At 64.9% G+C, this 11,533-nt stretch carries 10 protein-coding genes; 9 read left to right on the top strand and 1 reads right to left on the bottom strand.

All coding sequences use genetic code 11. The features are described 5' to 3' along the window. Nucleotides 1-12: 12 nt before the first annotated feature. A complete protein-coding gene (locus QX041_RS18105) occupies nt 13-687 on the bottom strand; it encodes a Crp/Fnr family transcriptional regulator (protein ID WP_315768777.1) in 675 nt (224 codons plus the stop codon). Nucleotides 688-1,014: 327 nt separating this feature from the next. Between QX041_RS18105 and QX041_RS18100 the strand changes: the two genes are divergently transcribed. The 9 genes from QX041_RS18100 (at nt 1,015) to QX041_RS18060 (ending at nt 11,208) form a co-directional block, all read left to right on the top strand. Continuing rightward, nucleotides 1,015-1,836, top strand: a complete 822-nt coding sequence (locus QX041_RS18100) for an ABC transporter ATP-binding protein (RefSeq protein WP_315712912.1) — start codon at nt 1,015-1,017, stop codon at nt 1,834-1,836. Continuing rightward, nucleotides 1,833-3,764: a long-chain fatty acid--CoA ligase gene (locus QX041_RS18095; protein WP_316166155.1), complete on the top strand. Its 1,932-nt coding sequence runs from the start codon at nt 1,833-1,835 to the stop codon at nt 3,762-3,764. The genes QX041_RS18100 and QX041_RS18095 overlap by 4 nt, the downstream gene beginning before the upstream one ends. Nucleotides 3,765-3,885: 121 nt before the next feature. Continuing rightward, nucleotides 3,886-4,779, top strand: coding sequence for a branched-chain amino acid ABC transporter permease (locus QX041_RS18090; protein WP_316166153.1), 894 nt, complete (start codon nt 3,886-3,888; stop codon nt 4,777-4,779). Nucleotides 4,780-4,782: 3 nt separating this feature from the next. Continuing rightward, nucleotides 4,783-5,856, top strand: a complete 1,074-nt coding sequence (locus QX041_RS18085; protein WP_315712915.1) for a branched-chain amino acid ABC transporter permease — start codon at nt 4,783-4,785, stop codon at nt 5,854-5,856. A gap of 58 nt (nt 5,857-5,914) precedes the next feature. Then, on the top strand, nt 5,915-7,201 hold the full coding sequence (locus tag QX041_RS18080; RefSeq protein WP_315753568.1) for an ABC transporter substrate-binding protein: 1,287 nt from the start codon (nt 5,915-5,917) through the stop codon (nt 7,199-7,201). A gap of 166 nt (nt 7,202-7,367) precedes the next feature. Continuing rightward, the gene (locus QX041_RS18075) at nt 7,368-8,204 is read left to right on the top strand and encodes an ABC transporter ATP-binding protein (protein WP_315712917.1); all 837 of its coding nucleotides are present in this window, start codon (nt 7,368-7,370) and stop codon (nt 8,202-8,204) included. A 126-nt stretch (nt 8,205-8,330) separates the two neighbouring features. Then, nucleotides 8,331-9,551: a phenylacetate--CoA ligase family protein gene (locus tag QX041_RS18070; protein ID WP_316166197.1), complete on the top strand. Its 1,221-nt coding sequence runs from the start codon at nt 8,331-8,333 to the stop codon at nt 9,549-9,551. Between the two features lie 137 nt (nt 9,552-9,688). After that, a complete protein-coding gene (locus QX041_RS18065) occupies nt 9,689-10,879 on the top strand; it encodes a CaiB/BaiF CoA-transferase family protein (RefSeq protein ID WP_315753562.1) in 1,191 nt (396 codons plus the stop codon). Nucleotides 10,880-11,046: 167 nt separating this feature from the next. After that, nucleotides 11,047-11,208 carry a hypothetical protein gene (locus QX041_RS18060; RefSeq protein ID WP_316166151.1) on the top strand — a complete coding sequence of 54 codons (162 nt, stop codon included), beginning with the start codon at nt 11,047-11,049 and terminating at the stop codon, nt 11,206-11,208. The last annotated feature ends 325 nt before the right edge of the window (nt 11,209-11,533 follow it).

Below are 11,533 nucleotides of genomic sequence, written 5' to 3'. Positions count from 1 at the left end.
GAAAAGCGGAATCTAATCCCCGTAACAGCGCAGGCGGTCGAGATCGATGACCGTCACTCCGCCATATTCCACGCGCAGCAAGCCTTCGCGCTCCAGCGTCTTCAGGCATTGGTTTGCATTCTGCCGCGACAGGCCCGAGAGCGCTCCGATCTCCTCCTGGGTGATCTCCAGGTGACGGGTCGTATTCGGGTAGAGGATCGGGTTGAACAGCGAAGCGATGCTGCGGGCGAGCCGCGCTGTCGCATCCAGCGTGCGGCCGACCTCGACCAGGCCGATGAACTGGCCGAGCCGCTCGTTGAGCTGGGTGACGAGGAATCGGTTGAAGCCGACGCTGTTCTCGAACAGCCACATGAAGGTCGGCCGCTCCATCAGCGCGACGCGCGTATCGCGCAGCGCCACGACGTCATAGCGGCGCGGCTCGTTCTTCAGCACGCTGCCCTCGCCGAACCAGGCGCCCGCCGACATGCCGGCGAATGTCGTCGCCTTGCCGCCGCGCGACACCGTGCTCATCCGCGCGAGACCGGTGACGATCCCGGTCCAGTAGTCGAATTGGTCGCCGCGAAGGAAGATGTGCTCGTTGGCCGCAAACGACCGCTCGACGATGCCGGCCGCAGCCGTGTCGATTTCCTCGGGCTTCAGATGGCGGGACCAGGGCGCGATGCGCAGAAGGGTATCGGGAGAGATCAAGCCGGCATCTCGTCTCGTCGAAGCTCGCGGCGACCATATTGCATCGCAACAATCCTGCAGTGAATTTTGCCTGGTAATTGTCAGGCGCAAGACAATTCCTGATAGCGCTTTCCCCTATCGAGGACCACCGTCTTCGACTCGCGCCTCTGGACACGGACGAGGCGCATCGAGATGCGGCAAAATGCGCCCGCCCGGGCGGCCCGTCATTCGTCGGATGGCGCGGAACCGATGCCCGGGATAGGATTGCACCAATGCGACGAACTCAACGTCGCACGACACGATGCCTGAAGAGCGCACCAAGCGCCGAAGACAGTTCGGGAGGACGACTTGGACTATACGTTGGAAGCGCGCGGAGTGTCGCTGCGTTTCGGTGGGGTGCGAGCCCTGACCGACGTCAGCTTCGGCGTGCGCGAGGGCGAGTTGTTCTCGATCATCGGCCCCAACGGCGCCGGCAAGACCTCGATCGTCAACTGCATCTCCGGCCGCTACAAGCCGACCGAAGGCCGCCTGTTCCATCGCGGCCGCGACATCACCGGCCTGCCGCCGAGCGCGCGCGCCAACATCGGCATCGGCCGCACCTTCCAGAACCTCGCGCTGTTCCACCACATGAGCGTGCTCGACAACATCATGGTCGGGCGCCATCACCTGCTGAAGAACAATTTCCTCACCGGCTCTCTGTATTGGCTCACCGGCGCGCGGCGCGAGGAGCTGAAGCATCGCGAGAAGGTCGAGCAGATCATCGACTTTCTCGACCTGCAGTCGGTGCGCAAGGCGCCCGCCGGCACCCTCTCCTACGGTTTGCGCAAGCGCGTCGAACTGGCGCGCGCCATGGCGCTGGAGCCGCATCTGATCCTCCTCGACGAGCCGATGGCCGGCATGAACTTCGAGGAAAAGGAGGACATGGCGCGCTACATCGTCGACCTCAACGAGGAATTCGGCATGACGGTCGTGATGATCGAACACGACATGGGCGTGGTCATGGACATCTCCCATCGCGTCATGGTGCTCGATTTCGGCCGCAAGATCGCCGAGGGCGACCCGGCCGCCGTGCTCGCCGATCCTCACGTCAAGCGTGCCTATCTCGGCGAGGAGGACGAACTGCTGGTCGATCCCGACGAGGCGCCGTCCATCGCGGAGGACGCGGCATGATGGACTATGCGGGTCGCGTCAAGCAGGCCGACACCTATCCGAAGCTGCTACGGCTGAACGCGAAAGAGCACGGGACGGAGATCGCGCTGCGCGAGAAGAATCTCGGGCTGTGGCGCACCTTCACCTGGGCCGACTACCAGGCGCGCGTGCGCGATTTCGCGCTCGGCATGGTGGAGCTCGGCCTCGGCAAGGACGACGTGATCGGCATCATCGGCGACAACCGGCCGGACTGGGTTGCCGCGGAGGTCGCGACGCATGCGATCCGGGCCATGAGCCTCGGGCTCTATCGGGACGTGCTCGACGACGAGGCCGCCTACCTGCTCAATTACGGCGAGGCGCGACTGGTGTTCGCTGAGGATGAGGAGCAGGTCGACAAGCTGCTCAACCTCGCCGAGCGCGTGCCGGCGCTCAAGCACATCGTCTATTCCGATCCGCGCGGCATGCGCAAATATGACGATCCCAGGCTGCTGCCGGCGGACAAGCTCGCCGAGCTCGGCCGCAACCGGGCGGCGCGCGAGCCCGATCTCTACGACCGCATGGTCGATGCAACCGTCGGCGACGACGTCGCCATCCTCTGCACCACCTCGGGCACGACCTCGCATCCAAAGCTCGCGATGCTCTCGGCCGCGCGCGTGCTCAAGCATTGCGCCACCTATCTCGCCTTCGATCCCAAGGGACCGGAGGACGAATACGTCTCGGTGCTGCCGCTGCCCTGGATCATGGAACAGGTCTATGTGCTCGGCAAAGGTCTGCTCTGCCGGATGAAGGTCAACTTCGTCGAAGAGCCCGATACGATGATGAACGACTTCCGCGAGATCGCGCCGACCTTCGTGCTGTTCGCACCGAGGGTGTGGGAGCAGATCGCGGCCGACGTCCGTGCCGCCGCCATGGACGCCTCGCCGCTGAAGCAGCGGCTGTATCATCTGGGCATGTCGACCGGCCTTGCCGCGCTGGAGAGGGGCCAGCATTCGAGCCTTGCCGACATGCTGCTGTTCCGGGCACTGCGCGACCGGCTCGGCTTCACCCGGTTGCGCTCGGCCGCCACCGGCGGCGCCGCGCTCGGGCCCGACACGTTCAAGTTCTTCCGCGCCATGGGCGTGCCCTTGCGCACGCTCTACGGCCAGACCGAGCTGCTCGGGGCCTACACGCTGCACCCGGCCGACAAGGTCGATCCGGACACGACGGGCGTGCCGATGGCTGAGGACATCGAGATCAAGATCGACCAGCCCGACAGCCAGGGGATCGGCGAGATCCTGGTACGCCATCCGAACATGTTCCTGGGCTACTACAAGGCCCCGGAAGCCTCGGCCGCCGACGTCAAGGACGGCTGGATGCATTCGGGCGACGCCGGCTATTTCAACGAGGCGAAGCAGCTCGTCGTCATCGACCGCATCAAGGATCTCGCCGAGACCGCGCGCGGCGAACGCTTCTCGCCGCAATATATCGAGAACAAGCTGAAGTTCTCGCCGTATATTGCCGAGGCCGTCGTGCTCGGCGCCGGCCGCGAGCATCTCGCCGCGATGATCTGCATCCGCTACTCGATCATCTCGAAATGGGCGGAGAAGAACCGCATCGCGTTCACCACCTACTCCGATCTCGCCTCGCGCAACGAGGTCTACGCGCTGTTGCAGAAGGAGGTCGAGACCGTCAACGCCCACCTGCCGCCGGCGCAGCGCATCGCCCGCTTCCTCCTGCTCTACAAGGAGCTCGACGCCGACGACGGCGAGCTCACACGTACGCGCAAGGTGCGTCGCAGCGTCATCAACGAGAAGTACGCCGATATCATCGACGGCATCTATGGCGGCAAGCCTGCCATCCCCGTCGATACCGTCATCCGCTTCCAGGACGGCACCACCCAGCGCATCCGCACGACGCTGAAGGTGGTGGATCTGGGTGGACATGGCGCCATGGCGGAGGCCGCGGAGTGATGCGCCTTCTGCCACATGAGGTCGTCATGCGCGGGCTTGACCCGCGCATCCATCCTCTTCCGAAAATCTCCTTCGCGATGGATCGCCGGGTCGAGCCCGGCGGTGACGAGTGAGAACGATCATGAACACCGCCTTCCTCATCCAGCTCCTGGTCAACGGCCTCGTCGTCGGAACGCTCTATGGCGTGGTCGCGATGTCGTTCGTGCTGATCTACAAGGCGACCCAGGTCGTCAATTTCGCGCAAGGCGAGCTGCTGCTGATCGGCGCCTGGGTGTGCTGGGCATTGCTGACGAAATATCAGGTGCCGTTCTGGGTCGGCATGCCGCTGACGCTGGTCTTCATGTTCGCGTTCGGCATCGCGATCCAGGTCGTGATCCTCCGTCCGATGATCGGGGAGCCGATCATCTCCGTCATCATGGTCACGATCGGCCTTTCGACCGTGTTTCAGGCGGCGCTGAAATGGATGTTCGGCGTCAACCCCCAGCCGTTCCCGCCAGTGTTCGCCAGCACGTCCGTCGACCTGTTCGGACTTCAAATCCAGACGGTCTACGTCATGAGCCTCGTGGTATCGGTCCTGATGATGCTCGGCATGGCTTGGTTCTTCAAGGCCTCCAAATATGGCCTGGCGATGCGGGCGACCGCCTTCAACCAGCAGGTCGCGCAGTCGCTCGGCATCTCCGTCAAGAACGTGTTCGCGATGGCCTGGGCCATCTCGGCAACGGTCTCGGCCGTGGCCGGTGTTGTCGTCGCCGTGGTCAACGGCGTCTCCTCCGGCCTGTCGGCCTACGGCATCAAGGTTTTTCCGGCGGCGATCCTCGGCGGCCTCGACTCGGTCGGTGGCGCCGTGCTCGGCGGCATCATCATCGGCCTCCTCGAGAACATCGCGCAGTATGTCGACAGCCAGTATCTGCACTGGGGCAATCTGTACGAGATCGCGCCATTCTACGTGCTGATCATCATCCTGATGATCAAGCCCTACGGCCTGTTCGGCACCAAAGACATCGAGCGGATCTGAATCATGGTTGCGCGCTCCACGATACCCGCCGGCGACTTCCGCACCTCTTACGCGGCCGACACCACGATCTTCCCGACCAGAACCAGCCGCAATTTCGCGATCGCCGGCGTGATCCTCCTGTGCTTCGCGCCGCAGGTGTTCTCCGAATACTGGCTGTCGGTCTCGATCCAGATCGGCATCTTCGCCATCGCCGCACTAGGCCTCAACATCCTGGTCGGCTTCACCGGCCAGATCTCGATCGGACAGGCCGGCTTCTTCCTGCTCGGCGCCTTCACCTCGGCCTATATCAACAACACCTACGCGATCCCGGTGTTCTTCGCGATCCCGCTCGCCGGGGTGATCACAGCACTCGTCGGGCTGATTTTCGGACTTCCGGCGGCGCGGCTGAAGGGTCTCTATCTCGTCATCGCCACCCTCGCCGCGCAATACATCCTGCTCGACTTCTTCTCCCGCGCCGAGTGGTTCTCCGGCGGCTCGGTGCCGGCCTCCGCCAATCCGTTCTCGATCTTCGGCTATACGCTGCGCGGCGACCGGCAATATTTCTACGTCGTGCTGGCCTATGTCGTGGTGTGCTACCTCCTGGTCACCAACCTGATGCGCACCCGCGACGGCCGCGCGCTGATCGCAATCCGCGACCACTATCTCTCGGCCGAGATCATGGGCATCAACCTGACGAAGTACCGGACGCTGTCGTTCGGCCTCGCCGCGTTCTTCGCCGGCATTGCCGGCGCGCTCTACGCGCACTACCAGCTGGTGATCTCGCAGGAAGGCTTTGGCATCGAGCGCTCGATCCTGTTTCTCGCCATGATCATCATCGGCGGCACCGGTTCGATCATGGGCACCCTGATGGGGACAGCATTCGTCGTTCTGCTGCCGGAATCGATGGAATGGCTGAGCCACCACCTCAAGGGCGGCGCGATCGACAAGGCGCTCGCGCTCAACAACAACATCACTTTTTTGCGCGAGATTGCGATCGGCCTGATCATCATCGCCTTCCTGATGTTCGAGCCCGACGGGCTGGCGCATCGCTGGCGCCAGATCAAGACATACTGGAAGCTCTATCCGTTCTCACATTGAACTCAACCAACAGGGACCGGCGACAATCCGGCCCGAACGCATCACAGGAGGAAGCACTATGACGATGAAATCATTGCTCGGCTCGGCGGCGCTGGCGCTGCTCGCAGGCGCCTTCGCCTCAACGGCGCAGGCGCAGCAGATCGCAATCGGACATCTGCAGGATCTCTCGGGCGGCACGTCCGACGTCGGCACGCCCTATGGCCAGGCCGTGATGGACACCTTCGCCTGGGTCAACAAGAACGGCGGCATCGGCGGCAAGCAGCTCGCGGTCGACAGCAACGACTACGGCTACCAGGTGCCGCGCGCGATCGCGCTGTACAAGAAGTGGTCGGCCCCGGACAACAAGGTCGCGGCGATCATGGGCTGGGGCACCGCGGACACCGAGGCGCTGACCGGCTTCCTCGCCAACGACAAGATCCCTGACATGTCCGGCTCCTACGCCGCCGCGCTGACCGACCCTGAAGGCACCAGCGGCAAGGCCAAGGCCGCGCCGTACAACTTCTTCTACGGCCCAAGCTACTCGGACGCACTGCGCGCCGAGCTGACCTGGGCGGCCGAGGACTGGAAGTCGAAGGGCAAGCCCGGCAAGCCGAAATTCGTGCACATGGGCGCCAACCATCCCTATCCCAACGCGCCGAAGGCCGCGGGCGAAGCGCTCGCCACCGAGCTCGGCTTCGAGGTGCTGCCGCCGCTGGTGTTCGCGCTGGCGCCCGGCGACTACAGCGCGCAGTGCCTGAGCCTGAAGAGCTCCGGCGCCAACTACGCCTATCTGGGCAACACCGCGGCCTCCAACATCTCGGTGATGAAGGCCTGCAAGAATGCCGGCGTCGACGTCCAATTCCTGTCCAACGTCTGGGGCATGGACGAGAACGCCGCCAAGACCGCGGGCGATGCCGCCGACGGCGTCGTCTTTCCGCTGCGCACCTCGGTGGCCTGGGGCGGCGATGCGCCGGGCATGAAGACGGTGCAGGAGATCTCCAAGATGTCCGACCCGACCGGCAAGGTCTATCGACCGGTGCACTATGTCGCCGCGGTCTGCTCGTCGCTCTACATGAAGGAGGCGATCGAGTGGGCTGCGAAGAATGGCGGCGCCACCGGCGAGAACGTCGCCAAGGGCTTCTACCAGAAGAAGGACTGGGTGCCCGCAGGGATGGAAGGCGTCTGCAGCCCCTCGACCTGGACCGACAAGGATCACCGCGGCACGATGAAGGTCGACCTCTATCGCGCCAAGGTGACCGGCCCGACCGATGGCGACCTCAACGATCTCATGGCCAAGGGCACGATCAAGCTCGAGAAGGTCAAGACCATCGAGCTGCCGCGCAAGGCGGAATGGGCGGGTTGGTAAGTTGCCAGGCGGCCGCTGATTCAACTCAGCAGCCGCTCCGCACGCCATCGTCATCCCCCGCGAAAGCGGGGGATCCGGTACGCCGCGGCTTCTCCACCGAGCATCGGCGGCTCTGGAATACTGGGTCCCCCGCCTCCCGCGGGGGACGACAGTGAGGTGAACGGATATGGTTGAGACCCTCGATAAGCCCAATGCAAATGCGACCGCGAGCGCAGCCCCCCTGCTCTCCGTCCGCAACATCGAGGTCGTCTATGACGACGTCATCCTGGTGCTGCGCGGCCTCAGCCTCGACGTGCCCAAGGGCGCGATCGTTGCGCTGCTCGGCGCCAACGGCGCCGGCAAGTCGACGACGCTGAAGGCGATCTCCGGCCTCTTGAAGACCGAGGACGGCGAGGTCACGCGCGGCGAGATCATGTTCGACGGCACGCGCATCGACGGCATCGATCCGGAGAAGATCGTCCGCCGCGGCATCTTCCAGGTCATGGAGGGCCGCCGCATCGTCTCCGACATGACGTCGCTGGAGAACCTCAAGCTCGGGGCGTTCACGCGATCCGATCGCGAGGTCAACAGTGACATCGAGATGGTGTTCAACTATTTCCCGCGGCTGAAGGAACGCACCGGCCTTGCGGGTTATCTTTCCGGCGGCGAACAGCAGATGCTGGCGATCGGACGGGCGCTGATGGCGCGGCCGAAGATGATCCTGATGGATGAGCCGTCGATGGGCCTGTCGCCGCTACTGGTGAAGGAAGTGTTCGCGATCATCAAGGAGATCAACAGGGATCTCGGCGTCACCATCCTGCTGGTCGAGCAGAATGCGCGCGCGGCGCTGTCGGTGGCCAGCCACGGCTACATCATGGAACAGGGAAAGGTGGTGCTCGACGGCACCGCCGACAGCTTGCGCGACAACGAGGACGTCAAGGAATTCTACCTCGGCGGCGCCGGCGACCAGCGCAAGAGCTTCAAGAACCTGAAGAGCTTCAAGCGGCGGAAGCGGTGGCTGTAGCCGAACTCTCTCCTCGTCATGGCCGGGCTTGACCCGGCCATCCACGCACGAGCCGCAACGATGAACGACGTGGATGCCCAGGACAAGCCCGGGCATGACGACCGCAAGATTCAAGGACTGGGTACGATGACCCACTACGACGCCCTCGAAACCCGTGATCCCGCAGCCCGCGAGCAGGATCTGTTCGGCCGCCTGCCCGACGTGCTGCACGCGGCGATGAAGGCGCCGGCCTATGCCGCGCTGCTGCAGGGCATCGATCCCCAGGACATCACGACGCGCGCTGCGCTCGCGCAACTGCCGGTGCTGCGCAAATCCGAGCTGCCTGCCCTGCACAAGGCGGCCCCGCCATTCGGCGGCTTCGTCGCGCAGGCGCCCGGCGCGTTCTCGCGTCTGTTCACGTCGCCCGGGCCGATCTTCGAACCGGAGGCGGCGCACAGCGATCCCTGGCGCGGCGCCCGCGCCCTGTTCGCCTCGGGCTTCCGCAGCGGCGATATCGTACTCAATACCTTCAGCTATCACCTCACGCCCGGCGGCTTCATCTTCGACGCCTCGGCGCGCGCGCTCGGCTGCGCGGTGATCCCGGCTGGCCCCGGCAACACCGAGGCGCAGTTCGAGTTGATCGAGGCCTATCGCCCGATCGGCTACAGCGGCACGCCCGACTTCCTGAAGATCCTGCTCGACAGCGCCGCCAGCGCCGGCCGCGACGTGTCCTCGCTCAAGCGCGCGCTGGTGTCGGGCGCGGCGTTCCCGCCGTCGCTGCAGGCCGAGATCAAGGCGCGCGGCATCGATGCCTATCAGGCGTTCGGCACCGCCGATCTCGGCATCGTCGCCTACGAGACCGCAGCGCGCGACGGCATGGTCGTCAACGAGGACCTGATCTTGGAGATCGTCCGCCCCGGCACCGGCGATCCGGTGGCGCCAGGCGATGTCGGCGAGATCGTCGTCACCTCGCTCGATCGCCACCATCCCTGGATTCGGCTTGCCCTCGGCGACCTCACCGCCGCCCTGCCCGGCACCAGCGCCTGCGGCCGCACCAACATGCGCATCAAGGGCTGGATGGGCCGCGCCGACCAGACGACCAAGATCAAGGGCATGTTCGTGCGCCCCGAGCAGGTCGCCGAGATCGGCAAGCGCCACCCGGAGCTCGGCCGCCTCCGCCTGGTCGTCACCCGCGCCGGCGAGACCGATGCGATGACGCTGAAGGCGGAATGCGCCTCGCCATCAGATGGCCTGCAGGACGCGCTCGCCGCCAGCCTGCGCAACATCACCAAGCTCGGCGGCAGCATCGAGCTGATCGCACCAGGCACGCTGCCCAACGACGGCAAGGTGATCGCCGACGAGCGGTGAAGTCCTCGCGTTGTTCCCGTAGCAGGAAGCCCTGCGCCAGCGGCATGAGCGGGGCGGCCCGCACCACCCGCACGCAATTGTCGCCTCCCGCGCGCTCTCCTATACAGCCATGTCACGTTCTCTCGGAGTTCGTCCGCATGGCCTTTCCGCGCGCGTCCAAAGCCCTGTCCCGCTTCACTGTCCTCGATTTGACGCGGGTGCGCGCCGGCCCGACCTGCGCACGGCAGTTCGCCGATTGGGGCGCCAACGTCATCAAGATCGACGCCATGATGGAGGATGGTGGCGAGGCCCTGGGCGGCCCGCGCCGCGGTTCCGACTTCCAGAACCTGCATCGCAACAAGCGCGCGATGACGCTCAACTTGAAAGACCCAAAGGGCGTCGAGGTGTTCATGCGGCTGGCCAAGCGGGCCGATGTCGTCATCGAGAACTATCGCCCTGATGTGAAGACCAAGCTCGGCATCGACTACGAGGCCGTGCGCAACGTCAATCCGCGCATCGTCTATGGCAGCATCTCCGGTTTCGGCCAGGACGGCCCCTATGCGAAGCGGCCGGGCTTCGATCAGATCGCGCAGGGCATGGGCGGGCTGATGTCGATCACCGGCGCGCCTGGCGAGGGCCCGATGCGCGCGGGCATCCCGATCGCCGATCTCTCCGCAGGCCTGTCCTGCGCGATGGGCATCCTCACCGCACTGCTCGAGCGCGAGGTCTCCGGTGAGGGCCAGTGGGTGCAGACGTCGTTGTTGCAGGCGCAGATCTTCATGCTCGACTTCCAGGCCGCACGCTGGCTGATGGAGAAGGAGGTCGCCCCTCAAGCCGGCAACAACCATCCGACCAGCATTCCGACCGGCGTGTTCAAGACTTCCGACGGCTACATCAACATCGCCGCCACGGGGGGGCGGATCTGGGAGCGGCTGTGCCAGACGCTCGGCGCGCCCGAATGGATCGACAATCCGGACTACGCGACCGCGCCGGCGCGCTCCAAGAACCGCGATGCGCTCAACGCCGAGATCAATGCGCGCACGCTGGCGAAGACGAGCGAGCAATGGGTCGCCGAGCTCAATGCCGCCGGCGTGCCCTGCGGGCCGATCTACGCGATCGATCAGATGTTCGAGGACCCGCAGGTGAAGCATCTCGGCATGGCGCAGCAGGTCGCCAGCGACGACGGCCGCGACATCACGCTGGTGGCGCAGCCCTTCACCTTGTCGCGCACGCCGAGCCGGATGGCGGCACGGCCGCCGGAGTTCGGCGAGCAGACCGAGGAGATCCTCTCCGAGTTCGGCTTCACCGACGGCGAGATCGCCGATCTCCGGCTGCACCGCGTCGTGTGAGCAGGTGCAATATGACCAAGCTGCGGCATCCCGCCGCTGTGGCCCAGATGTCACCACGTTGGAACTTCGACCTGGGCGGGATTGAGGCCAGAGGGAGACCGCGTTAATCTCTTCGCATCAGTTGATCGCGGACCCCTTCGGCCCGCGCGTGTGAGGAGTAGCCTTCCATGAGCGCGACGGAATTGAACGAGTTTCTGACGGCGATGGACATGGTGCGCGACGTCAACGCGGCCGCTCTGAATCACGTCGGCGTTTTGCCGTTCGACGAAACGATGCTCGACAACGAGTCCGACTGGTCCCACATGCCGGTTGCGGAGAAGGCCCACTGAGGCTGACTCGCCTCGGGTCCGCGCGCCCGCTGACCTGCATCATCTTTGCTCGAAGCCTTCGTTCCGAAAGCTGGACGGAGGCTTTTTCTTTTCGAGGGCGACGGGATGAGCTGCGAACTCTGATCCACCGAACGCAAAAAAAAGCCCGACGCACGCGCCGGGCAAGGTGATCGTCTCGGGAGGAAACATCAGGGCGCGATGACCAGAGATCAGGCACCGCGCGTGAGCAGAACGATATCTGCCCATGAATGGAGCCTATCACCGCTCTGCCTAAAATGCTGTCATCGCAAAGACACAACCTCTGGAGAAGCACCGGACGGCTTCG

Origin of the sequence: Bradyrhizobium sp. SZCCHNRI2009, assembly GCF_032485115.1 — a bacterium.
GTDB lineage: Bacteria > Pseudomonadota > Alphaproteobacteria > Rhizobiales > Xanthobacteraceae > Bradyrhizobium.
This window is presented reverse-complemented; position numbering and strand designations above follow the sequence as displayed.